The sequence below is a fragment of the Paenibacillus sp. J2R1T-4 genome (assembly GCF_059692235.1).
Window position 1 is genome coordinate 219,853 of sequence record NZ_JCAUBA010000006.1, and the last position, 23,353, is coordinate 243,205.

The window sequence follows — 23,353 nt, forward strand, 5'->3', positions numbered from 1 at the left end:
GACTTTTTAACATATCTTATTATCCTTTTACTGCCGCTGGATTCGGACGCCCCAGGAAGCTCCAGAACGATCCTCCAAACAGATCGGAAACATCTCGCTGAATTTCAGTCTCCCGAAGCTGCCATCCAGTGTCCATGAGATCACTGTATTTATCCAGCAATACTTTCTCAATAATGAACCGGGAGTGATCCCATTTGTAGATCAATTGATCCAACACGCGGCAGTCCGAGTGCTGTGGAGTTACACTTACACCTAATAATTCGAAGCGCATCCGTGTCATCTCTTCAATCAGACTCGGGTTGTTCAAGAACCACCAGCACCCGAATACGTGTAGATTACGGAATTTGCGTGCCGCGACGGTGAGACCGTGCTGATTCTCACGCGCCAGCATAGTACATAGGAACTTGTTGTCGGGGAAAGCTGCGCACAAACGCTCCACGGCACGCACATCACTTGGTCCAACGCTATCCCCAGCATCGTTCAGAGCCGGATTAACACGTTTATTCACACCAATCATCATAGCGAATGGAATATCGAATTCTCTTGCGATCGGGAGAATACAAGTTTCAATAACACGCGCCCGATTAGACTCTTCCGGATATTGGAACGAAGGCGGCAACGATACGGCCATGTATAACGGATCCATTCTGCGGATCCAATCGCGAAGGAAAGCTTTCACACCCTCAATTGTTTTCTCAGAAAAAGATTCCTCAACTGCATAACCCCACGACTTCAGCCGGCGCCAAGTTTGGTCCCACCCGTTCAGAAGCGGATCAAGCCTGAGAGCAGTATGGAAACGCGGATCAATCTCGCCTATTGTCTCCCATTGATCTCTCTCTTCATCAACGAAGGGATCATTCGTCATACATACCGTATTCACATTGGAAAGCTTGAAGACGAGGTTCAGATACTCAGCGGTGCTCATAGATGCGAAGAACGAGCGATAAGAAGCTAGATCACGGGTACTCACGTCAAGTCCAAGCCGGTTAAGTACAGTTAACACACCTCGACAAGCTTCACTGTAGGGAGAGTGCTCCAGGAACAACGTCTTCCATACCAGATCTGCTTGCTCGGTCTTCGACATGGCCCAGAAAGCGTCGTACGCCAAATTGGGGTGAAAACGGAACGTCTCTGCAACCAAATAATGGTACGTTAATAGCTCGTCAATTCCCCATAGGAGAAGATTGCCGAAATCTTCGGTAAACAAATGCGAGTGAATATCTGTGATGGGAGTCGTCTGAACCGTTTCATGCAAAAATGAACGCAGTTGTTCCTTCGTTTGAATCACCATTTGAGCTTCCTCCTGAGTTATGGATACATATGATAAATTAGACTATCTTACTTTCAATTTTCTGTAAATGGATTTATTTCAGCTTAACCTGTGTTTTCTACACATTGGCTGCGCATCTGAACCCAATATTGCTGGAAGAGCTGTCCGGTGTGTTGGAGCTCCGGGCAGCAACTCGGTATCGGTTGCAATAAGATTTGTGACATAAGAAGGAACCTCCGCGCATGGAGCGCCGCTCTCCTTGATCTGGCCCCGTCGGGTTATCACGTGGACCAGCCGTATATGTTGTGGCGCTGAACCAATCCGACGTCCATTCCCATACGTTCCCGGAAACATTATACAGGCCGAATCCATTAGGTCGGAAGGATTGAGCCGGAGCGGTTCCGATGTAGCCGTCCCGAGCTGTGTTCTTCTCTGGAAAAGTTCCTTGCCAGATGTTGCACATATGCTCGTTATCAGGAGTAAGCTCATCACCCCATGGGTATACTTTCTGGTCTAGACCGCCTCGCGCCGCATATTCCCATTCCGCTTCTGTTAGTAAGCGTTTGCCCATCCACTTACAGTAGGCAAGTGCATCATGATAGGAGATATGTACCACCGGATGGTCCATCCGCCCTTCCAGATCGGTGCCCGGTCCTTCCGGTTGGTACCAATAGGCTTCCTTCACCGCATACCACCATGGTGTTCCTTGCGGAGATCCCATGATCAGTCGATTGTTAGCTGCCGACAAAAATGGTGCAAAGACATAGGACCAGCCGAATCGTTCCGCTTCCGTCTTATAGCGAGTCGAACGTACGAATAGGTCAAACTGGGCATTAGTCACGGTAGTAGGATCGACGTAGAAAGGACGAAGCGTTACATCATGTACAGGCCCTTCCCCATCAGCCGGAAAGCCAGCTTTTCCGCTATTCCCCATCGAGAAAGTGCCCCCATCCAGAAACAACATACCTTCTCTTCCCGGAGTCGATAGTGGAGCACAACTGCTGCTACTCATCGCCGCTTGCGGTACTGGGTTCTCATTCGCAGTGAACGCGCTTCGACTAGAAGAACAGCACGAACCTGTTGCATTGTCTGACATATCGCCACGCATCCCCTTTTGAATTGCTATACTTTGTTTGCTATCATTCTATCATATTTACATACGAGCATGAAGCTATGAAATGAGAGGCAGCACGACAAAAAGGCGTTCATGAACGCCTCCTCAGTATAGTCTTATTCCCTATTGAAGTCCGCCGCACTGCTCAATAACCCGAATCGTTTGCGGGTGAATCGTCTCAGCAACTACTACGGAGAGCGTATCGCCTCCAACGATTTGCACCGGATCTACGCGCAATGCCCGAAGCTTCGCTGCAGCGGATTCCGCATGGGCTGAACTCGGGAAAGTAGCTGATACTGCAATATCCATCTCTTTTTACACTTCCTCTAACATAGGGTTGGGTTTGTACAATCCTATAGAGTAGTGTTCTTCGAGCAAAACTGAATTATTCACCTGATGCAATGGGAATTGTATCTTTGCGTTTCTTGATTTTTGTTCTTATAGCCCCGATTATCATATCCAACAGCATCAAAATAACACCTAGGTTCAATGCAAGATCAGCCAGATTAAGCACCCCGTTACCTGAACCGAACACCAGGAAATCCGTAACTTTTCCATACAAGATCCGATCAAGCGTATTGCCAATAGCACCGCCTGCTAGGAAAGCAGCACCACTCTCCAGAATAACTCCTTGCAGCACACCTTTTCGTCGATAGTAAATAAGCGCAGCTACAAAGAACACACCTACTGGGATGAAATAAACGCCATACCCTTGAAAGGAACTCCCAGCGGCGCCGCTGTTAAGATAATAGGTGAACGTGACATAGGGCTCCCAGGCTGAAATGATCTCTCCCAGATGGAGATGTGTGCGAATCCATAACTTTGAACCCTGGTCAACAGCCACAGTAAACAAAATAATTAAATAAAAAAACATAGTTATCGCTCCTTCTACCCACAATAAGAGTAGGCTCAGCAGAAATTACTTCCCCACTAATATAGTGTAACTAACTTGTGATTCATAAGCAAATAGGGTCAAAGCCACAATGATCGAATGACTAATTCGAGCTATTTCTTTTGAATGGGAAACCATGTTAATATAACCTTGAAAAGGAGTGATCCCCATGCAGAAATGGATTATGGCAGTATTGTTTTTTGGAGCGTGCTTATTTGGAGTTATCCTCCTCACGGTTACATCGATCCAGAACGCACCTGGAGACAAACATGAAACACCAGCACCTGCTTTTCCTGCTGTACAGTTAGATGCATCGGCTGCTGAAGCTATCTATAAGAAGTCATGTATTTCCTGTCACGGCGATCAATTGCAGGGAACAATGGGACCCAATCTTCAAAAGATAGGAACCAAGTACACCAAAGAACAATTGTATAAGATTATTTGGGACGGTAGAGGCGGTATGCCTGCCTTCAAAAGCTCCCTGAAGGAAGAAGAAGTGGCCAACCTCTCTCTTTGGTTAGCAGAACATAAGTAACCGCTCATTCTCAACGCAAAAGGTGCCCTCCCTAAGGAAGGCACCTTTTGCTGTTTCACTTATAACCTATCAATCACCACGGAACGCTTTCTTCATCCGTTCGAAGATCGATTCGTGATGCTCGGATGAATTCTCGACATCTTGCCCTGCAAATTCACGCAGCAGATCCTTCTGCTGATCAGTTAGCGAAGTCGGAGTTACCACAACTACCTTGACATGCTGATCACCTTGACCGTAACCGCGCAAACGAGGCACCCCTTTGCCCTTCAAACGGAAATAGGTGCCCGTCTGTGTGCCCGCCGGAATCTTAAGCTTCACCTTTTCGGTCAACGTGGGGATCTCAATCTCATCCCCAAGCGCTGCCTGTGCAAAAGTAAGAGGAACCTCACAGTACACATCGTCCCCGTCACGCTCGAAGAAATCATGCGGCTTCACGCGGATTACAATGAACAAATCGCCTGATGGTCCACCTTTTGTGCCGCCTTCGCCTTCACCCGAAACTCGAAGTTGTGCACCTTCATCTACACCAGCAGGAATTTTCACATGTATTTTACGATGTTTCTTCACTTTACCTGCACCGTTACAAGTTCCACATTTGTCCTTGATAATGGAGCCTTGACCGTTACAAGCTGAACAAACCCTGCGATTCACAATGCGGCCGAATGCTGTGTTCTGGACAACCTCTTGTTGACCGCTGCCTTTACATACGGTACAGGTCTCTGGCTTTGTACCAGCCTTCCCTCCAGATCCGTGACAAGTGTCGCAAGTCTCTGTGCGGGGAATCGTGATATCTAATTCCTTCCCAAAGATCGCTTCTTTGAACTCTATTGTCATCGTGTATTGAAGATCTGAACCACGTTGCGGCGCGTTAGGGTTACGACGCTGCTGACCTCCGCCGCCAAAGAACATATCGAAGATATCGCCGAAGCCGCCGAAATCTTGACCGTTGAACCCTCCACCCTGATTAGGATCTACATGACCGAACTGATCATAAGTGGACCGCTTTTGATCGTCGCTAAGCACGTCGTAAGCTTCTTTTACTTCCTTGAACTTCTGCTCTGCATCTGTTGCTTTATTAACATCCGGATGGTATTGGCGCGCTAATTTTCGGTAGGCTTTTTTGATATCATCATCAGAAGCCCCTTTGTCAACGCCCAGTACATCGTAAAAATCACGCTTACTCACCGCTTCAACCTCCCAATTGCTCTGCTCACCCATTAACTATATGCGAGTCCTTGAACGAAAGTCAAAGCCAAGGCAACAAAGTGCCTGGCTTTGAGCTCCTACCCAAGAAAGATGGACCACTTACTTCTTCTCGTCAACTACTTCATAGTCAGCGTCTACGACGTTGTCCTTCTTGCTGTCTCCGCCTGCGCCTGGACCGCCAGCTCCCTCAGCCCCTTGTGCTGCTTGAGCCGCTTGCTCGTATAGTTTCACGGATAGCTGTTGAACAATTTCAGTCAACTCTTCCGATGCTTTGTTAATCGCTTCAAGATCGTTGCCTTCAAGAGCTTGCTTCAACGTTTCTTTGGCAGCATTCGCTTTGTCGATCTCGCCTTGATCTACTTTGTCGCCCAGATCCTTCAATGTTTTGTCTACAGAGTAGATCAATTGGTCTGCCTGGTTGCGAGTTTCAACCGCTTCTTTACGCTTGCGGTCTTCTTCGGCATTAGCCTCGGCATCCTTCATCATTTTTTCAATTTCCTCATCGGATAGACCGCTTGAAGAAGTGATCGTAATTTTTTGGCTCTTGCCTGTTCCTTTATCCAAGGCGGATACATTCACGATCCCGTTCGCATCGATATCGAAGGTAACTTCAATTTGAGGAACACCGCGCGGTGCAGCCGGGATATCGCCCAACATGAAGCGACCCAATGTTTTGTTGTCTGCAGCCATTGAACGTTCACCTTGCAGCACGTGAATTTCTACGCTCGTCTGCATATCCGCATATGTGGAGTACACTTGAGATTTGCTTGTCGGGATTGTAGTATTGCGGTCGATCATCTTCGTGAATACACCGCCAGCTGTTTCGATTCCCAGTGACAACGGAGTAACGTCAAGCAATACAACGTCTTTTACATCGCCTGTCAGAACGCCTGCTTGAACAGCTGCGCCCAAAGCAACTACTTCATCAGGGTTAACGCCTTTGTGTGGATCTTGACCTGTTAATTTCTTGATAGCTTCTTGTACGGCAGGAATCCGTGTGGATCCTCCGACTAGAACCACTTTATTAATCTCTTTGGCCGACAGTCCGGAATCGCTCAATGCTTGGCGAGTTGGGCCTAATGTACGCTCAACCAGAGAAGCGGAAATCTCGTCGAATTTGGCGCGAGTCAGGTTCACCTCAAGATGCTGGGGAACGCCGTCCACAACGGTGATAAAAGGAAGCGAGATTGTTGTTGTAAGAACAGTCGAAAGTTCTTTTTTGGCTTTCTCAGCCGCATCTTTCAGACGTTGAACCGCTGATTTGTCTTTACTCAAGTCGATCCCGTGTTCTTTCTTGAATTCAGCAGCAAGATAATCAATGATTACTTGGTCGAAATCGTCTCCGCCTAAGCGATTGTCCCCGCTTGTAGCTTTAACTTCGAAGAATCCGTCGCCAAGCTCAAGAATGGACACGTCGAACGTACCGCCACCCAAGTCATAGACTAGAATAGTTTGATCTTCTGTTTTCTCCAAGCCGTAAGCAAGCGCTGCTGCAGTTGGCTCATTGACGATCCGCAACACTTCAAGACCGGCAATCTTACCTGCATCCTTGGTAGCTTGGCGCTGGCTGTCATTGAAGTAAGCCGGAACTGTAATTACTGCTTGTGTTACCGTTGATCCCAGGTATGCTTCTGCATCAGCCTTAAGCTTCTGTAGAATCATAGCTGATATTTCTTGCGGCGTGTAATCTTTGTCGTCAATCGTTGTCTTATGGTTCGAACCCATATGACGTTTGACCGACATTACTGTACGATCTGGATTCGTGATGGATTGACGCTTAGCCGTTTCACCGACGATGCGCTCACCGTCTTTCTTGAAGCCTACTACAGAAGGAGTAGTACGGTTTCCTTCTACGTTAGGGATGACGACTGCTTCGCCGCCTTCCATTACTGCTACACAAGAATTCGTGGTTCCTAAGTCAATACCAATTACTTTACTCATGAAATGTTCCTCCTAATCAAAATGGGTAGTATATGTGTGTTTAAGCACTTACTTAGATTATTGGCTAACTTTGACCATCGATGGACGTAAAACTTTATCTTTAAGAATATAACCCTTTTGAATTTCTTCCAAAACAATACCTTCTTCGTGGTCCTCAGACTCAACCTGCATAATCGCTTGATGATATTCAGGATTGAATGGTTGACCTACAGCCTGAATCGGAGTAAGACCTTCCCCAACAAGCACTTGATCCAGCTGGCGGAATATCATATCCACCCCTTTAATCAAAGCATCGTTATCCTTGGATTCACGGGATACCCCAAGCGCACGCTCGAAATTGTCCACAATCGGCAGAAGCTGCTCGATTAATTTGGCCGAAGCGTACTTCGCGAAATCCTCTTTCTCCAGACGGGAACGTCTGCGGAAGTTATCGAAGTCAGCCTGGGTACGCAGATACTTCTGGTAGTTCTCATCAGCTAGCTTGCGCTGCTCTTGCAGCTCGACCTCAAGCGCGGATAATACATGAACATCGCCTGTTTCTTCAAAAGACTGCTCTGCTTCATTCACCGAGTCATCTGAATCTACACCTTGCTGGGAATCAATTCCAGCAATAGCCTCCTCGACCGTTTCTTCCCTATTTGAACTATTAAGGTTCTCTTCCATCTGTTCTTTAGTTGAATGTTCTGGTTTCGTCACCTTTAAGTTCACCTCCTTTTCCAATGCCCTCACGGCAATTCTCTCTATTTATGATTTATGAATAAACGGCATTACAGGCACGCCTAACGGCTCACCTTCAACCGTCTTCATTAGATCTCATCTTGATGACTGTGTGAATTCTCAGCACGGCCGCAGCCACCTCTCCTGCTGCTAAAAGCGCATGGATCTTCACCGGTGCGGGGTCTACGATCCCCTTCTTCAGAACATCCATCAGTTGGCCCGTATCGCAATCAATTCCTATACTGTCTGATTGCTGAGCCAACTGTGCCGCCCGCACCTGCTCCACTTGCTCGAGCGGATTAAAGCCTGCGTTCAGCACCATCTGAGCAAGCGGCTTGTGCAATGCCTGCACGACGGCTGTTACGCCGAACGCCTCCATGCCCTTGACGGTCTCGCGGTAGCGGTCGAGCTCATGCGCGACCGCTACCTCCACGGCGCCGCCGCCGGGCAAGTAGCCGCCGCGCACTGCGGCTTGCACGGCAGCGGCAGCGTCGCGGGCGATTCGCGCCCGCTCGCCCACGACGTCGGCGGTGCTTCCGCCGACGAGCACGGTTGCGGCGGGCAAGCCCGCGCCGCCCGTGAGGCGCACCTGCTCGATGCGCGCGTCATACGCGAGCGTCTCGCAGGCGCCGAGATAAGGCGCAAGCTCCGCGGGCGCCTTCTTCAGCACCGTGCGGCGAATCGGCCGCGCGCCTGTGTGCTCGCAGATGCGCTGAAGCTCACGCTTCGGTACGCGCTGCAGCACGATAATCCCATGGTCGGCGCAGAACTGCTCTGCCTCTTGATCGACACCCCGGTCTAATGCGATGAAGCGAACATCGAGCTCGAGCAGTTTGCCAAGGTTCGCTTGGAACTCTTCCTTCAGCTGCAGGTAGCGTTGGAAGCCTGCATCGGTCATCATAGCTTCCTCGTCCTGCTTCTCCGGCTCCAGCGCATCATGCATAACTAGCACCTTCGGCATCTGCAGCTCCATCGCCAGCATCTGCGCATGGATCGGCTTGTGCTTCAGCAGCAAGCCGGACCACACCTCGCTCACGGGCTTGTCGTGAGCTGCAATCGAGTCGGCCAGCCGATACCCGTCATCACGTAACGTGTCGACGCCCAGCCGCTCGGCCGCAGCCATCACAAGCTCGGCCAATTGCCTGTCCTCGCGTGCAGCCACATAGGCGACCCGGTACAGCATCGGGTCGTGCAACCCCGCAAGCGTCCGGCTCCGCGCTTGCAACAATTCCGTTGCAAGCCGAATTCCGTCCTGCAACCCAGTCACAACCTTAGAGACCGGCACGCCGCGTGTCACTTGCGCAACGCCCTCCGCAACGAGCGCGCCGGCCAGTACCGTCGCAGTAGTCGTACCGTCGCCTACTCGCTCCTGCTGCGACTTCGCAACCTGCACGAGCATCCGAGCAGCTGGATGCGTTACATCCATCTGCTCGAGGATCGTCGCCCCATCGTTGGTGACCAACACTTGGCCGCGGCTTCCGACTAGCATCGTATCGAGACCCTTAGGACCGAGTGTTCCTTCGACAGCTGCGCATATAGCCCGGATCGCCCCTGCATTATTCAGCAGTGTGGCATAACGATCCTCGCCTTCTAAATTCCCCTGTTTCATACGGATCTCATCCTTCATAATCGTCTAACTCCGTTACCTATACCATCGTCCCATAAGGGCAGCCATGTCCTTGGATAACACGTCGAGCAAGCTGATCACTTTCCCGTACTCCATACGCGTTGGCCCTAGAATACCAATGGTACCGAGGGAATGACCGTCAATAGAATAAGAAGCGGTAATAAGACTGCAATTATTAATCGCTTGGACCGTATTCTCAGTTCCAATCCGAACTTGTATGCCCTGAGAAGCCGCTGACACGAGTCGAACCAAGGTCTGGGTTTCATCGAATAAATCTAGAATGCCCTTCACTTTGCCGACGTCTCTGAATTCAGGCTGAGTAAGCATATTCGTAGCACCGCTTATGAAGATTCGGTCATCCTCATCATGCAGCAGAACACCTTCTATTAGTTTAACCAATTCTTCATACTGATTCGTATAATGGCTCAGTTCACTGCCAATCTCATTAAAGAGCTTCGATTTGAAATGAACGAGCGGCACACCGCTTAGTCGAGCGTTCAACATATTGACAATCCGCTCAATCTCCGAGACCGAGACACCTTCCGGTATCGTAACAACCTTATTCTCGACATGTCCCGTGTTCGTTACAACAATAGCAACGGCCGAATGATCATTCAGCGGAACAATCTGCAGATGCTTAAGCGTTGTACTGAGCAGCTCGGGTCCTAACACAATGGACGTATAATTCGTCATATTCGACAAAATAACCGCCACGTGCTGAATAGCCCGCTCCATCTCATCTAACTTCTCAGCGAAAAACAATTTGATCACGTCCAGCTCTTGTTTGGACAAGTGACCTCGTTTGACCAAATGGTCCACGTAATAACGGTAACCTTTATTAGAAGGAATACGGCCTGCTGACGTGTGCGGTTGCTCCAGAAAGCCCAGTTCCTCGAGATCGGACATTTCATTACGAATTGTCGCCGGACTGAAGCTTACATCGTTTCGCTTGGAAATCGTACGCGAGCCGACTGGTTCAGCCGAACGAATATAGTCATCTACTATAGCGCTCAAAATCAATCTCTGACGTTCAGACAACATATTCTCGCCCCCCAACTGGATTCCTGCATGAACGTTCAACTTCCATCGTTAGCACTCACCTGAAAGGAGTGCTAATTCCTACTATCAAAATACCAAAAAGAAAAGCACCTTGTCAAGTCAGTCAAGGCGCTTCAATACAGCTATTTCATCACAGCAATGCTGCTTTTTACAATGGACGCAATCCGTCCAAACCTTTTCAGGGAATATCTCTTTGGGGACAACCTCGAATCCGTTTTTTTGAAAAAAAGCAACCTCATAGGTCAACGCCATAATCTTAGGAATTCCTTCCTTACGCGCCTCATCGACCAGAAATTCAACGACCTTACGACCTATCCCGAGACCTTTATGACCGTCCGTCACACCCAGGGAGCGAATCTCCACCAAATCTTGACCTAACTTGAACAGCGATCCGCAGCCAACGAAGTGTCCATCTGCTTCCGCTACAATAAATGTATGAATATGCCGCAGCAGGGCTTCCCTCGAACGCGGCAGCATGATGCCGTTCTCTGCATATCCCTGTATAAGGTCGTGTAAGGCGTTCACATCGTCCGCGACCGCTCTCCGACAAGTAATTGTTAACGTCATCTGCCATCCCACCTGTAAAATTCGTACTTGAAATATGTATAAATATACATCAAGACGCATGTTTGAGCAAGAGTTTTTTGTCTACAATAAAAAAGGGAATCCGGGCTGCTCCCCCATCATCCCTCTAAAAATTGCGCAAACACATCGTTTCCGAACAATAATCCTTGCTCCGACAAACGATACCCACTTGTGTCGGAGATCAACAAGCTCTGAGCCGTCAAGCGACGGAGCTGTTCAGGAAACACATCTTCCAATTCACGGCCGAACTGTTGCCGGAAATCTTCCCGCTTCACCCCGCTTAATAAGCGTAAGCCCACCATCATGAAATCTTCCATAGCTTCCTGCTCGCCAACCTCGAAGCGTTCCAGCAATGGCAGTCCTTTATGGGTAGCGTCAATATATGGCTGTACCCCTTTGATATTTACATGCCGGCAGCCCAACATATACCCATGAGCTCCTGCTCCTAACCCATAGTAGCTGTCATTATGCCAATAGGCCGAATTATGACGGCTCTGTCTGCCCGGCTTGGCAAAATTGCTGATCTCATACTGCTCGTAACCCGCCGCCTTGAGTCTTCTCATAATCGACAAGTACATCTCAAGCTCATCATCCTCATCAGGTAATGGAAGCTTGTTCTTGTTGAATAACGTATGAAACAGCGTATTCTCCTCAATCTTCAGACTGTATATGGAGTAATGCTGCAAATCGAGTTGAAGCGCTTTGTCTAGTGTATCTTCCATAATAGCGGTCGTCTGTTTCGGCAAACCGAACATCAGGTCGATAGATAAATTATCGAAGCCAACGGAGCGGGCATTCTCGAGACTGCGATATACATCGTCCGTATTATGAATGCGGCCCAGCTCCAACAGAAGTTCATTATTAAAGGACTGCACCCCGAAGCTAATCCGGTTGACTCCGCCTTCCTTCATTGCTTGCAGCTTCTCCAGATCAGTCGTCCCGGGATTCGCCTCCATTGAGAATTCCAAATCCTCCACCGTATCCGGAAAATAAGTTTTGACCAATTTCAGAAAATGACTCATCTGTTCCGGCAGCAATACAGTCGGCGTTCCGCCGCCTACGAAGATTGTACTAATCGCTTTGGCTGGTATTTGACGAACCGTAAGCTCCATCTCTCTCTCAAGCGCATCCAGATAATCCATCACAGGCTGCCCCTTGAGCACATACGAATTGAAATCACAGTAGTGACACTTGTTCGTACAAAAAGGGATATGAATGTACACCGCTTTTGGCAGTGTTGTGGTTTGTATCATTTCTGCTTACTTCCTTTCTACTTACTTTACTACTTTCTTCTTTCTATACTTACTCCCTTTGCGTGGAGGTTCTGCCTGTATGGTTGCGCCTCTGAAAAATAGACAAGGAGGCTGCAAGAGCCTCCCAAAAAATTAATGTCGTCAGTGATGGGTTTGAAGGAGCCGGAGTGGCGACTTTTGTAGCCGTGTTTCATCCATCGTATAATATTACAATCAAGGAAACACGGCTACAACGGAGCGCGGAGGCCCTTCAAACTCGGAACGGTTATCGACATTATGCTCTTTCTGCTCTGCCCCAGCCTACTCGTCGATCTTCAGAACCGCCATAAAGGCTTCCTGCGGAACCTCTACGCTACCCACCTGCTTCATGCGCTTCTTACCTTCCTTCTGCTTATCCAGTAGCTTACGCTTACGCGAGATGTCACCGCCGTAACACTTGGCAAGAACGTTCTTGCGCATCGCTTTGACCGTCTCACGGGCTACAACCTTCTGACCGACTGCCGCTTGAATCGGCACTTCGAACATTTGCCGAGGAATAATATCCTTCAGCTTTTCACATATAATACGTCCCCGGTTGTATGCACGATCCCGGTGAACGATGAAGGACAAGGCATCAACTTGCTCATTGTTGAGCAATATATCCATTTTGACCAAGTTGGAGCGTTTGTACCCGGATACGACATAGTCAAAGGAAGCATATCCTTTGGTGCTCGACTTCAACTGGTCGAAGAAATCGTATACGATCTCGGACAGCGGCATGTCGTAAGTCAGAGTAACACGCGTCGTATCGAGATACTCCATGTTGATGAACTCCCCGCGCTTCCCTTGGCAAAGCTCCATAATGGCGCCCACATAATCGTTAGGCACGATAATCGATGCTTTTACATACGGCTCTTCTACATAATCGATTTTACCCGTTTCTGGATAGTTGGAAGGATTGTCAATACTGAGCACTTCACCATTCGTCAGCGTTACTTTGAATATAACGCTCGGAGCTGTCGTTATCATCGGAATGTTGAACTCACGCTCGATCCGCTCCTGAATGATCTCCATATGAAGCAATCCCAGGAAGCCGCAACGGAATCCGAATCCTAGTGCGGAGGAAGTCTCAGGTTCATATTTCAAGGAAGCGTCATTTAACTCAAGCTTTTCCAATGCCTCACGTAAATCGTTGTAGTCCGATGTCTCGATTGGGTACAGTCCGCAATAGACCATCGGATTAATCTTACGGTAACCTGGCAATGGCTCTGCAGCGGGACGTTTGGCTTCTGTAATGGTATCCCCTACGCGAGTATCTTTAACGTTCTTAATTCCTGCAACAACGAAGCCAACGTCTCCGATAGTCAGTTCATCCACAACAGTCATGCTTGGTTTGAATGCGCCAACCTCAATAACGTCGAATGTAGCATTAGTTGCCATGAAACGGATTTGTGTCCCTTTGCGAATCGTACCGTCGACCACACGCACATACACAATAACCCCTTTATAGGCATCGTAATGGGAGTCGAAGATCAGCGCTTTTAATGGTTGGTCTTCCTGTCCGGTTGGTGCCGGAACCTTCTGCACGACTTGTTCCAATATTTCTTTGATGCCGATACCGGCCTTGGCCGAAGCAAGAACAGCCTCGCTGGCATCCAAGCCTATTACTTCCTCGATTTCGTTCTTAACCCGCTCTGGGTCTGCGCTCGGCAGATCGATTTTGTTGATTACAGGCAGTATCTCCAAATTGTTATCCAGAGCAAGATATACGTTCGCCAATGTCTGGGCTTCTATTCCTTGCGCAGCATCCACAACAAGCAGTGCGCCTTCGCAAGCCGCCATACTTCTGGATACTTCATAGGTGAAGTCGACATGTCCTGGTGTATCAATTAAGTTCAAAATATAATCTTCACCGTCATCGGCGCGATAGGTCAGACGGACTGCCTGCAGCTTAATCGTGATGCCCCGTTCCCGCTCCAAATCCATCTTATCCAGCACCTGTTCCTGCATCTCTCGAGAGGTTAATGCGCCGGTATATTCAAGAATCCGATCAGCCAATGTAGATTTACCATGATCGATATGGGCAATAATGCTGAAGTTGCGAATTTTGGTCTGTCTGTTCAAACGATCGGACATGATGATCCCCCTGCGTATCAAATACTTTTCATTATACCAGTATAAGAACCACACAGCAATGTATTCGGGATCGGGCATCAGGAATCCGACAGTAGAATGGGGCGGAGCAATGCAGAAGACTGCTCAATTAATCAGTCCATCGAAAACACCGACTACGGTACGAATCGTCTGGTGTGCCGCACCTTGCAGCAAATCTCCGATCCCGTTACCAACCCGATTCACACTTGAATCTCCAGATCCGGTAGGTAATCCAGAGCCGATCGGAGCGCTTGTAGGTGCAGGAGATGTAATCATTCCATTCGCCCCTGTTGTGGAGTTTTGAACGCGATTACTGGTCAACGGTGTAGGCTTTGGAGTTGGGTTCACTAAATTGCGGTTGGGCTGTGTGCCAGAGCTGTAATTAGATGATACAGGATCTATCCCTTGTTGTCTGTGATCATTTGTGAGCGGTCCTTGTATTTGTTCCATCCCTCTTGTGGCGATCTCGATTCCGAAAAACATTCCGAAGCCAGCCATCAGAAGCAATCCAAACAAAGTTAATGTATAACGAGACATCAAGATCAGCTCCTCACAAGATAAGATGAATTTTAACCGGCTGCTCCTAGAGATTTAACGGGCGCATTTGCCGATACAGTGCCGTTCACTTTTTCAGCATTCCAGAACAGATCGGCAATCACTTTGGCTAATACATCTGCCGTTCTATACGATTCATCAAGTGTGTTGTAAGCCCCGCCTACCTCTATGAGCATGCTGTTAGGAGAGATAGACTGGTTGTATTCCCCATGTCCGCCTGTTCCTTTGTCCATGATCCCTCGTGAGATTCCAGGGTATTCCGTTTGCAATCGATCATGGATTTGTTTGGCAAAAGCTTGATTTTGTTCCCAATTCTCGTTCTTCTTGCCAACAATGAAATACACCTTAGCATAATCCTGACCGCCTATTGACGCGGTTGTAATCTCGCGCGCATTCGATGGAAGACCAGGAGGAGAGTCCCTATGGATGTCGAATACAAACTTCAAATTCTCATGGACGGCAAAAGCTTCCTGGACCGTTTGCAAGGAATATTTGTAGGAAAAATTCCAATTGTAGGCCGGCACCTCGTTCTTATAGTCCTTATTTGAATGCACCGCTCCGATCCCGGCACGCTCAAGCTGCTCAGCCAATCTTTTACCTACTAATGTAATGTTCTTATCGGCACTTTCCGCTTCATTCAATGATTTAGCTTGCAGCTCCGGCACCCATGACTCTCGCGGATGGGAGTGATAGATTAATACAGCTTTCCCTTGATTGGAGAGTTGGCTAATCGAACCAGTCACTGGTTTCGTGGTTGCTTCTACTATAGGTGTTGAAGTTGGAGTCGGCGCTAAATCTGTAGGGGTTGGTTGTATCGCATTGGGTGGAGCTTCCGTCTCCTTATTGGGTGAAGGACCTGGTGTGCGAGCAGCGGTAAGATTAGTTTCACTCTCATTTCCAACGCTATCGGAATCCCTCGATAGCCAACGTAATTCCCCAGCAAGCAAAGATTGCGGATGAATAGGATTCACTTGCAGCAACATCCCTGACAAGAAGCCGAGAACACGCTTGCCTGCAAATGTCGAGCTCCCATTAGTATTCTGCCTCATGTTCGGCACCTCCAGACTTACAAGATCAATGAAAAAGGGCTGAACCACGGATGAAGCAAGCTTTTGCATAGAAGGCGATGTCCGGCTTCCTCCTTCTTGCGCTAGCCAGATTCCCAAGAAGCCAAGCAGGATGAACAGCAGGAAGGTCATAGCCATATACACTCCGAAGGCCGTCCGGATTCCTTCTCCAGCCCGCCAATACCCGTTTATACCTGACAACCAGCCCGATTTTCGCATGTCATTCCCCTCCTAGACCTTCTCGGCTTGTTCCGCTTGTTTGATCATTTCCGCTATGATGTCCCCCAACAGATCAGCAGTGCGGTACATCTCGTCCAGAGCATTATAAGGCCCGCCAATCTCCATCAAGATGCTATTCGGTGAGTAGTGCTGGTTGTACTCTCCATTCCCTTGTGACGCTTTAGCGTATACACCTCGAGAAATTCCTGGGTACCGTTGTTCCAGTAAAGTATGGATGCGATTGGCAAACTCTGAATTTTGCTTCCACGAAGCATTTTTCATACCGACAATAAAGTACACCTGTGCATAATCTTTGCCGTCGATCTTGATCGTCGTCCTATCGCGACTCAAGGAATCTCTATGGATATCAAATATCATGCCGAGCTCTTTATTGTCTGCCATCGCCGTTTCTACGGTTTTGGCTGAGTAAGCGTAAGATTTGGCATAGTTGAACCCTTTGACCGTGGATGGATAATCCGCCTCTGATTGAAGAGAAGGGACGCCTAACCCCTCAAGCTTATCCTTCAGCCGTTTTCCAACCAGCGTAATATTGACATCGGTGTCGTAAGCGGAGTCTGGATCCTTAATTCCTCTTGATTTCAGCTCGGGAAGAAAGGATTCACGGTTATGGGAGTGATAAATGAATACTTTGGGTTGCTTCGACTGTTCCGGCGCCGTCGGTGAACCTCCTGAGCTTCCTCCTTGCGTGCCTGTTCCAGTATTTATTCCGCCGATTTGCCCTTGACTTGATCCTTGTCCTGTTTCTGAGTTCCCATTATTAGTCGGTGCGGGTTGGATCGCTTGAGGGGAAGGCATGAAATCCGCTGGGGAATCGGTTATTTTCGTTGCTTGTCCCGAATACAAAAGCGCGCTCGTTTCATTTGCTAGTCCAGGGAGCTCTGCAGCCATCAAGCTCTTAGGGTCGTGCATGTTGATATTGGTTGCATATCGGATAAGGAAATGGGCTGTATTCCCTGGTGATAGGGAGTGTTTTGCTGCGTTATTATGTAAAAACGGCATCTCCATTGCAACCATGTCCAGAAAAAAGGACAGTGATAAGTTAGCTGCCATTCCTTTCATGGAAGAGATGGAGGAAGCGTTGCCTTTGTTCTGAGCCATTGTTAAAAGTCCCGAAAACAAAAAACATGCGAGAGTCCCTACTGCAAGCAAGGACATCAATCGACTCATTGAACGTACTTTGCGGAACGTACGGTTTACTCGGCTTAAATTCAAAGTGGCTACAACCCATTTCATATTTCACATACCTCCTAAGAAAGAGCAAATTCTGTTCTGTGAATCTAGCTACTCTCAATCTATGAAAAAGCGAGCCCGCATAGAACTTCATGTCCACAAATAATCCAAGTTGGATTGCACCTGACCTGAGAATGAGTGACTTCAGTCTGTCTATTGCAAATCTGTAAAACTCTCATAGATTGGAATTGAAGCATGATGGGAACAGCAAAAAACCTGATCGGCTCTTCACTCACCGTCAGGTCACAAATATGGCTTATTAACGAATTCTTCGCTTAGAACGAACAGAACGTTTGAAGCGTTTCGAAGGGTATTTGCCAAAAGCTTGCGCATAGCTGTATATTTTGCGGAATGTCTTATGACTCTTCAGCTTCTTGAATAAGAAGGGATCCGGACTCGTGTTCACTTCAATGATCCAGGGATGCAAGGAATGGTCTAGCCCTACGTCTAGTCCTATTTCTTTAATTCCCTTGTACCTGCGAAGCATGACCCGCGCTGTGGACATTCCCAGTCGATTCAGTTTCCTGCGTACCACGGATCTGGTTCCTGATTGCGGGAATATGGTTTTGAGCGATTCAACCTTCCCCCCGTTATGGCAGTTCGTCACTGTTCGGCTAGGATGGGCCGTTCTAGCTAACATCCCTGTCGTTTCCCAATTATGCTTAGGGGTTTGCTGTACCATCACCCTGATATCGAATCGACGACCTCTGTGACGCAGTAGATGAATCCCTTGTTGTACCAGATGCAATCTGTGGCTGCTCCTGGCCTTTTGAAGCGACGAATATAGCCTGCTGTAAAACGAGAATTGCCTTTTACGCGCACCCGAATGCAACGAATACCGGTCGTTTCCCCTTCGCTCCAACCGCATAACCCCGTTCCCGTGACAGCCCTGGCTCGGCTTCACATATACCATCCCGAAGCGTTTCAGCATCCTGCTAAGTCTGGAGGAGGATAACTTATAGGTTACCGGTACATAAGGCCGAGTCCTGCGGTCTGCCATAAGAACTGCTGTCTTACGCCACTTGCTGTTCACACGTTGAATGCTCACTCATCCTTTCTCCCCTTCCGATGAGCCCTGTACGGGCTATCATCGTTCATGCTATGCAAGGGGAAGGACAAACGTAAGTGCGAATGACCTGATGATCAACAGACTAATCCAACAATGGGTACACTATGGCTGAGGCAGAAACGTTGTGAGCTTCACGAATTGGAACTGTTTGGACAGCTCCGGAATGGAATCTTGCAGTGCCGTGCTTGTATGCTTCCCAGTTATGCCTACATGTCCAATCGCAATACAGCGTTTATCATCATTCAGATAGGTAACTATTTTTCTCAACTGTTTTTTTACATGGATTTGACTGGCTATGTCATCAAGAAAAAGGTCATTCTCTACAACTGGGACACCTAATTCCTGACCGACTTTCTTGATTACGCTCCGATAGTTTGTTTTGCTGTCTAAGAAAAACAATCCGCGCTCCTTGCATACCTCAAGTACAATTCTAACAACACGTGCGTCGGAGGTGGCTTTGGAGCCCATATGATTGTTCATTCCAATCGCGTGGGGCACGTTATCAATCGCTTCATTCACTTTTTGGCGAATTTGCTCATCCGTCAAATCTGTCGTGATTGCACCTGGCCCCAACCAGCTTTTCTTACCCCGTAACGGTTCCATCGGCAAATGTACAATAACCTCATGACCAGCCTTATGCGCCCATTCTGCATCTTTCTGACTTGTTGGCAGGAATGGCATGACGGCAACTGTGATCGGGATCTTCAATTCCATCATCAAGTCCGTTCCGCCCATGTTATTCCCGAAATCGTCGATTACTATGGCGACTTGTCCGGTTGCAGCAGAGCTTCCCTCCGTTAATGCTTTTCGTCCAGAAGCTGATGCGGCATTTGGCACTCCTGCTGTGAAGATCGTCATTGCTGTAAGAAAAACGGCTAGTCCCGCTAGCTGTGTTCTTCGAGACAATTTCATGAATCGGATCGACTCCTTTTCTATTATTAGCGCATTCGGATATCAGATATTCGCCAAGGCGAATCCATGGACTTTCGAACAAGCTGGAAAGCAAATGTTCCTCTGACTGGTTTCTTCCCTCTCCGCGCAACTAACGCCGTCAATTCAACTTCTTTCTCTAATTCCCCCTTGCTCCTAACAGCGGGTTGCTGTTTGTCCAATTTCAATAATGTCAAAGGACCAAGTTGTTGAAGAAACGACTCCCTAGCAGCTGCGGGTAATCCTTGACCTGCATAGCTAATTATAGATGCGTCATGTTGGTTCACACCCTCGAGGAAGCTTGCGGCCAGAATATCAGGAGGGACTGATTCAAGATAAGAATAGAGCCTCCCAGCTGCTTTGTATGCCATCAATTGATGAGGCAGATCGGTGGAATCAGACTTATGAGTCGTGCTGTCGAGAAAGTGGATGCAGAAGTGCCCGGAGAAATCATTATTCGGAATTCCGTCTCCTCCATGCGGCATTCCATGCATAGATGCTGCCAGACGATCGTTATTATCTGTGCTGATTATGATCGCCCGCCGCTTCCAACTCCACTCACCGCCATAGATTTGTTTCATAATAGCGGTGTCAGCCTTTGTCATAGGCTGCACATCCGCATGCTGACTCCCTGCTCTGCGCTGAACCCGAAAGGATAGGCCTGTCTCCAAATCAGTCACTTGAACGACACTTTTCCGGGGCATCTTCATCTCTGCCTCTTCCCAGCTTAATAAAGTCCCATAATGTTGCGCCCGTAATTGTCTCACTTTATCCATGAGCAGCTTGAAGGAAGATTCATTCAAGCTCCACTGTTTCCCTGTGCCTAGTTCCACAAGGTTAGATGGCGGTACCAAATTTAACCTCAACGTCTCTCCGTCGCTGCCCATAACCTTAAGCTCCACATCTGACAATGGCAGTATTACTTCGAGTAACTCTTCCTGCGACAATGCAGGCACGGATTCACTTTTTTTATTCCAGGCTTTACTCCATTTAGGATCGTTCACTTCTATTGAGCTCTCTCGATCGGCATTTTCACTGGAACGTACAACTAATTGGAAGTGAACCTCATTGTTCAATCCTTGCGCACCAGCTTCAACGACAGCAGTACGATCTGTCACAAAGATCAGCATCATGCAGAAACTTAGAACCATTAAGATACGGGCTGCTCTTAACCGACTTTTCCTCATTTTAATGAGTATAAGCCGCAACATTATCTTGGTCGATCGCCTCGTGCAGCGCCGCATTCAGACCACTGGCGATAATATTGGCTGTATCTTCAATGAATTGGTCGATATCCTTGGGCGTAACGAGCAGATCGTGACCAACCGGGCTCAGCACTTCTTTTACCATTTGCAGTCTCTGGTTCTCTTCCATCCCATCCAGCATCCCGAATATGGCCTGAGTGGCGTTTGTCTCTTTCTTGAAATGCTGAATCATCATATCCATCGTGCTGTTCACAACTGTAGAGGCATAAACCACGGTCGGTACACCAATCGCTATGACAGGCACCCCAAGGAATTCTTTGGTCAGCCCTTTCCGCTTGTTTCCTACTCCGGAACCCGGATGAATTCCCGTATCTGCAATCTGAATCGTTGTATTCACCCGCTCCAGAGCCTTGGAAGCCAATGCGTCGATTGCGATAACGAGATCTGGCTTGGATTTGTCCACAATCCCCTGCACAATCTCGCTAGTTTCAATCCCCGTAATTCCAAGTACCCCCGGAGCAACTGCACTTACCTGACGATAACCTGGGCTCACCTGATCCGGCATGATCTCGAAGAAGTGACGAGTAACCATTACGTTCTCCACGACAAGCGGTCCAAGTGCGTCAGGGGTAACGTTCCAGTTGCCGAGCCCAACAATTAGCACCTTGGCATCTTTGGAAATCCCGAGCTTGTCCAGAAATTTGGAGAACTCCTGAGCGAATAGCGTCGCCACCCGGTCCTGCAGATCCGAATCCTTGTCTCTTAGTTTGGGCACTTCCATCGTAATGTAATGACCGATCATTTTACCTACTGCATTCGCTCCCATTTGGTTCTGGATATCCATCTTTGTGAGAATGTAGTCCTCGTCCTCGATCGTTTCTGTTTGAACACCCGGGATGTTATTCCCCAATGTTTTTGAGGCTAGTTCTTTGGCTTCTAGGGCCAAGTCCGTCCGGTTCATATATAATGATTGGTCTTCCATAGTGAATTCAAGCTCCTTCCTAACCAATAGAATTTCCATAATAGGTTGCCAACAAGCGGATTGTGTTATTCACATATGCTCATCGCAAAAGTCTTATGTATGTCGTTTGTATTGCAATTTAATGCTTGTCGTGCTAGAATATCTAAAGTTGTGCTTTAGAAATGTGGACCGTTTAGCAATAAAGTTGTATGAAGTTGCTTTGCCCCGCAAAGTCTTTAAGGAGGTGAACACAATGCCTAACATTAAATCCGCAATTAAACGTGTAAAGACAAATGACAAGCGTCGCCTTCTGAACGCATCTCAGAAATCTGCACTTCGCACTGCAGTGAAATCGTTCGAAACCGCTGCTGCGGGCCAAAACGTAGAATCCATGAAAGAAACCCTAGTTGCTGCTACCAAGAAGCTTGACAAGGCAGTCACCAAAGGATTGATTCATAAAAATGCTGCAGCCCGCAAAAAATCCCGTCTGGCGAAATTGTTCAACTCGATTTCTGCACAAGCCTAAGCTTGTAATCAGACACAAAAAGTCCTCTGCATTCCCGCTCTAAGCGGGTTGCAGAGGACTTTTTTTAGGTCTTCTTTATTGGTCCAGCTTCAACAATCGTCTTAGCAAAGGGTGTAATCCATTGGCCATTCTAATAAATCCGAGGTCCGTAGGATGAACCCCATCCACTGTGCACTCTTCATAGTCATCTCCGAGAAGATCAGCGCCATCGTAGAACTCTATATTAGAATCACCAGCATCCTGATACACTTGAACCGTATGACGAGCTATCTCTCTTCGGTCGTCACACTGTTTGGCAAGTGCGGCATCAAATCGATCTTTGGCATAACGAATTCTGGAAAGCACAAGAATCGGGATATCAGAGTGGGTTTCTCTGTAAATACGGATGAACTCAGGTAAGGTCTCTTGCAGCTTCGCCGGTTCCCCTATATTGGCTTCATAATCAAGAACGAGTAGAGCAGGCCGCTCAATCTGCGAGATGATATGGGCAAGCTCTGGTTCGCCTCTCCCATTCCCGGAGAACCCGAGATTAATAAATTCATGATTGATGTATCGGCTTAATATATTCGTATAAGACATGCCAGGTCTGGCTGCGCAGCCGCCCTGAGTAATTGAAGTGCCGTACACAATCACTCTACGGTCATCTCTAAAGGGTGCAGGGGCAGCTAGTTCCGTATCGGGCTCTAATCCGATCTCAACCTTCCGGACCCCTTGGTACAGTGGAAAATTCAAAGTGATCATTCGCATCTGGGTATCCAGCTGAGATAGATCGAACAATTGCACGGAATAACTGGCTTGATTGTGATCAAATCGTGTGGTGCTTATGTACTTCTGTTCCCCAGGTCCCCCGATGTAACAATCGAACCCGGATTGGCCGGTTGCCGGCATATGGTACATATCGGATGCTCCGGCTAGTTCTACCTTAATGAACAGCTTAGCTGAAGTAGTCTGAAACCGAATTTGCCCCCCTGATGTACAGTTGGCAAGCTGATCAACTGCAGCCGGGATTTGGTGTGTTGGCGACTGCGGCAGCCTTCTGTACAATCCTTCCTGTTGGAGCCATGGGAAGCCTACAAGTTGAATCGGTGCTTCCTCCGGAGACATCCATCTTATCGGAACGTTAAACTGTTGATCCAACCGCATATTAGGATCTAGATCTTGTACGCGTTTCGCACTTCCTTGCTCTGCCATAGATTTTTCCCTCTTCCTATAAGAATTCGTCCTAGCTCCTAGTTTGT

General features: G+C 48.1%; 22 protein-coding genes. 2 read left to right on the forward strand and 20 right to left on the reverse strand.

The features are described from left to right. Window positions 1-19 precede the first annotated feature (19 nt). The 4 genes from AC58QD_RS13090 to lspA form a co-directional block, all read right to left on the reverse strand. Window positions 20-1,291 carry a glucuronate isomerase gene (locus AC58QD_RS13090; RefSeq protein ID WP_497333816.1) on the reverse strand — a complete coding sequence of 424 codons (1,272 nt, stop codon included), beginning with the start codon at window positions 1,289-1,291 and terminating at the stop codon, window positions 20-22. Between the two features lie 97 nt (window positions 1,292-1,388). Beyond that, the gene (locus tag AC58QD_RS13095) at window positions 1,389-2,366 is read right to left on the reverse strand and encodes a formylglycine-generating enzyme family protein (protein WP_497333818.1); all 978 of its coding nucleotides are present in this window, start codon (window positions 2,364-2,366) and stop codon (window positions 1,389-1,391) included. 141 nt (window positions 2,367-2,507) lie between these two features. Beyond that, window positions 2,508-2,693, reverse strand: coding sequence for a hypothetical protein (locus AC58QD_RS13100; RefSeq protein ID WP_497333820.1), 186 nt, complete (start codon window positions 2,691-2,693; stop codon window positions 2,508-2,510). Between the two features lie 76 nt (window positions 2,694-2,769). Then, window positions 2,770-3,258 carry a signal peptidase II gene (gene lspA, locus AC58QD_RS13105; RefSeq protein WP_497333822.1) on the reverse strand — a complete coding sequence of 163 codons (489 nt, stop codon included), beginning with the start codon at window positions 3,256-3,258 and terminating at the stop codon, window positions 2,770-2,772. A gap of 187 nt (window positions 3,259-3,445) precedes the next feature. On the opposite strand from lspA, the gene AC58QD_RS13110 reads away from it, so the two are divergent. Further along, window positions 3,446-3,811, forward strand: a complete 366-nt coding sequence (locus AC58QD_RS13110; RefSeq protein WP_497333824.1) for a c-type cytochrome — start codon at window positions 3,446-3,448, stop codon at window positions 3,809-3,811. A gap of 69 nt (window positions 3,812-3,880) precedes the next feature. Here AC58QD_RS13110 and dnaJ read toward each other — a convergent pair whose 3' ends face one another. The 15 genes from dnaJ to gpr form a co-directional block, all read right to left on the reverse strand. Continuing rightward, window positions 3,881-5,029 (reverse strand): molecular chaperone DnaJ, encoded by a 1,149-nt coding sequence (gene dnaJ / locus AC58QD_RS13115; protein WP_497333825.1) that lies wholly within the window; start codon window positions 5,027-5,029, stop codon window positions 3,881-3,883. Between the two features lie 87 nt (window positions 5,030-5,116). Beyond that, window positions 5,117-6,958 carry a molecular chaperone DnaK gene (dnaK, locus tag AC58QD_RS13120; RefSeq protein ID WP_497333827.1) on the reverse strand — a complete coding sequence of 614 codons (1,842 nt, stop codon included), beginning with the start codon at window positions 6,956-6,958 and terminating at the stop codon, window positions 5,117-5,119. Between the two features lie 57 nt (window positions 6,959-7,015). Beyond that, window positions 7,016-7,654: a nucleotide exchange factor GrpE gene (gene grpE / locus AC58QD_RS13125; RefSeq protein WP_497333829.1), complete on the reverse strand. Its 639-nt coding sequence runs from the start codon at window positions 7,652-7,654 to the stop codon at window positions 7,016-7,018. A 97-nt stretch (window positions 7,655-7,751) separates the two neighbouring features. Then, window positions 7,752-9,284, reverse strand: coding sequence for a TCP-1/cpn60 chaperonin family protein (locus AC58QD_RS13130; protein ID WP_497333984.1), 1,533 nt, complete (start codon window positions 9,282-9,284; stop codon window positions 7,752-7,754). Window positions 9,285-9,317: 33 nt separating this feature from the next. Next, window positions 9,318-10,343: a heat-inducible transcriptional repressor HrcA gene (gene hrcA / locus AC58QD_RS13135; protein WP_497333831.1), complete on the reverse strand. Its 1,026-nt coding sequence runs from the start codon at window positions 10,341-10,343 to the stop codon at window positions 9,318-9,320. A gap of 117 nt (window positions 10,344-10,460) precedes the next feature. After that, window positions 10,461-10,928 (reverse strand): N-acetyltransferase, encoded by a 468-nt coding sequence (locus tag AC58QD_RS13140; RefSeq protein ID WP_497333833.1) that lies wholly within the window; start codon window positions 10,926-10,928, stop codon window positions 10,461-10,463. A 116-nt stretch (window positions 10,929-11,044) separates the two neighbouring features. Next, on the reverse strand, window positions 11,045-12,199 hold the full coding sequence (gene hemW / locus AC58QD_RS13145) for a radical SAM family heme chaperone HemW (RefSeq protein WP_497333835.1): 1,155 nt from the start codon (window positions 12,197-12,199) through the stop codon (window positions 11,045-11,047). A gap of 300 nt (window positions 12,200-12,499) precedes the next feature. Further along, the gene (gene lepA, locus AC58QD_RS13150; protein ID WP_497333837.1) at window positions 12,500-14,314 is read right to left on the reverse strand and encodes a translation elongation factor 4; all 1,815 of its coding nucleotides are present in this window, start codon (window positions 14,312-14,314) and stop codon (window positions 12,500-12,502) included. A gap of 123 nt (window positions 14,315-14,437) precedes the next feature. After that, complete coding sequence (locus AC58QD_RS13155) at window positions 14,438-14,869, reverse strand: hypothetical protein (protein WP_497333839.1); 432 nt, start codon at window positions 14,867-14,869, stop codon at window positions 14,438-14,440. 32 nt (window positions 14,870-14,901) lie between these two features. Then, window positions 14,902-16,173 carry a stage II sporulation protein P gene (gene spoIIP / locus AC58QD_RS13160; protein ID WP_497333841.1) on the reverse strand — a complete coding sequence of 424 codons (1,272 nt, stop codon included), beginning with the start codon at window positions 16,171-16,173 and terminating at the stop codon, window positions 14,902-14,904. Window positions 16,174-16,185: 12 nt separating this feature from the next. Next, a complete protein-coding gene (gene spoIIP, locus AC58QD_RS13165; RefSeq protein ID WP_497333843.1) occupies window positions 16,186-17,427 on the reverse strand; it encodes a stage II sporulation protein P in 1,242 nt (413 codons plus the stop codon). A 256-nt stretch (window positions 17,428-17,683) separates the two neighbouring features. Beyond that, window positions 17,684-18,472 carry a YheC/YheD family protein gene (locus AC58QD_RS13170; protein ID WP_497333844.1) on the reverse strand — a complete coding sequence of 263 codons (789 nt, stop codon included), beginning with the start codon at window positions 18,470-18,472 and terminating at the stop codon, window positions 17,684-17,686. A gap of 123 nt (window positions 18,473-18,595) precedes the next feature. Next, entirely contained in the window at window positions 18,596-19,405 is an 810-nt protein-coding gene (locus AC58QD_RS13175) for a divergent polysaccharide deacetylase family protein (protein ID WP_497333846.1), read from the reverse strand. Window positions 19,406-19,431: 26 nt separating this feature from the next. Beyond that, window positions 19,432-20,541 (reverse strand): hypothetical protein, encoded by a 1,110-nt coding sequence (locus AC58QD_RS13180; protein ID WP_497333848.1) that lies wholly within the window; start codon window positions 20,539-20,541, stop codon window positions 19,432-19,434. Between the two features lie 70 nt (window positions 20,542-20,611). Continuing rightward, complete coding sequence (gene gpr, locus AC58QD_RS13185; RefSeq protein WP_497333850.1) at window positions 20,612-21,610, reverse strand: GPR endopeptidase; 999 nt, start codon at window positions 21,608-21,610, stop codon at window positions 20,612-20,614. Between the two features lie 232 nt (window positions 21,611-21,842). On the opposite strand from gpr, the gene rpsT reads away from it, so the two are divergent. Next, complete coding sequence (rpsT, locus tag AC58QD_RS13190) at window positions 21,843-22,115, forward strand: 30S ribosomal protein S20 (RefSeq protein ID WP_497333852.1); 273 nt, start codon at window positions 21,843-21,845, stop codon at window positions 22,113-22,115. A 75-nt stretch (window positions 22,116-22,190) separates the two neighbouring features. Here rpsT and AC58QD_RS13195 read toward each other — a convergent pair whose 3' ends face one another. After that, complete coding sequence (locus AC58QD_RS13195) at window positions 22,191-23,306, reverse strand: SGNH/GDSL hydrolase family protein (RefSeq protein ID WP_497333854.1); 1,116 nt, start codon at window positions 23,304-23,306, stop codon at window positions 22,191-22,193. Between the last annotated feature and the right edge of the window lie 47 nt (window positions 23,307-23,353).

Excerpts from the sequence above, each read along its gene's own strand:
- AC58QD_RS13090 (WP_497333816.1), bottom strand. The coding sequence starts at position 1,291 with ATGGTGATTCAAACGAAGGAACAACTGCGTTCATTTTTGCATGAAACG.
- AC58QD_RS13095 (WP_497333818.1), bottom strand. The coding sequence starts at position 2,366 with ATGTCAGACAATGCAACAGGTTCGTGCTGTTCTTCTAGTCGAAGCGCG.
- AC58QD_RS13100 (WP_497333820.1), bottom strand. The coding sequence starts at position 2,693 with ATGGATATTGCAGTATCAGCTACTTTCCCGAGTTCAGCCCATGCGGAA.
- lspA (WP_497333822.1), bottom strand. The coding sequence starts at position 3,258 with ATGTTTTTTTATTTAATTATTTTGTTTACTGTGGCTGTTGACCAGGGT.
- AC58QD_RS13110 (WP_497333824.1), top strand. The coding sequence starts at position 3,446 with ATGCAGAAATGGATTATGGCAGTATTGTTTTTTGGAGCGTGCTTATTT.
- dnaJ (WP_497333825.1), bottom strand. The coding sequence starts at position 5,029 with ATGGGTGAGCAGAGCAATTGGGAGGTTGAAGCGGTGAGTAAGCGTGAT.
- dnaK (WP_497333827.1), bottom strand. The coding sequence starts at position 6,958 with ATGAGTAAAGTAATTGGTATTGACTTAGGAACCACGAATTCTTGTGTA.
- AC58QD_RS13130 (WP_497333984.1), bottom strand. The coding sequence starts at position 9,284 with ATGAAACAGGGGAATTTAGAAGGCGAGGATCGTTATGCCACACTGCTG.
- hrcA (WP_497333831.1), bottom strand. The coding sequence starts at position 10,343 with ATGTTGTCTGAACGTCAGAGATTGATTTTGAGCGCTATAGTAGATGAC.
- AC58QD_RS13140 (WP_497333833.1), bottom strand. The coding sequence starts at position 10,928 with ATGACGTTAACAATTACTTGTCGGAGAGCGGTCGCGGACGATGTGAAC.
- hemW (WP_497333835.1), bottom strand. The coding sequence starts at position 12,199 with ATGATACAAACCACAACACTGCCAAAAGCGGTGTACATTCATATCCCT.
- lepA (WP_497333837.1), bottom strand. The coding sequence starts at position 14,314 with ATGTCCGATCGTTTGAACAGACAGACCAAAATTCGCAACTTCAGCATT.
- AC58QD_RS13155 (WP_497333839.1), bottom strand. The coding sequence starts at position 14,869 with ATGTCTCGTTATACATTAACTTTGTTTGGATTGCTTCTGATGGCTGGC.
- spoIIP (WP_497333841.1), bottom strand. The coding sequence starts at position 16,173 with ATGCGAAAATCGGGCTGGTTGTCAGGTATAAACGGGTATTGGCGGGCT.
- spoIIP (WP_497333843.1), bottom strand. The coding sequence starts at position 17,427 with ATGAAATGGGTTGTAGCCACTTTGAATTTAAGCCGAGTAAACCGTACG.
- AC58QD_RS13175 (WP_497333846.1), bottom strand. The coding sequence starts at position 19,405 with ATGAAATTGTCTCGAAGAACACAGCTAGCGGGACTAGCCGTTTTTCTT.
- gpr (WP_497333850.1), bottom strand. The coding sequence starts at position 21,610 with ATGGAAGACCAATCATTATATATGAACCGGACGGACTTGGCCCTAGAA.
- rpsT (WP_497333852.1), top strand. The coding sequence starts at position 21,843 with ATGCCTAACATTAAATCCGCAATTAAACGTGTAAAGACAAATGACAAG.
- AC58QD_RS13195 (WP_497333854.1), bottom strand. The coding sequence starts at position 23,306 with ATGGCAGAGCAAGGAAGTGCGAAACGCGTACAAGATCTAGATCCTAAT.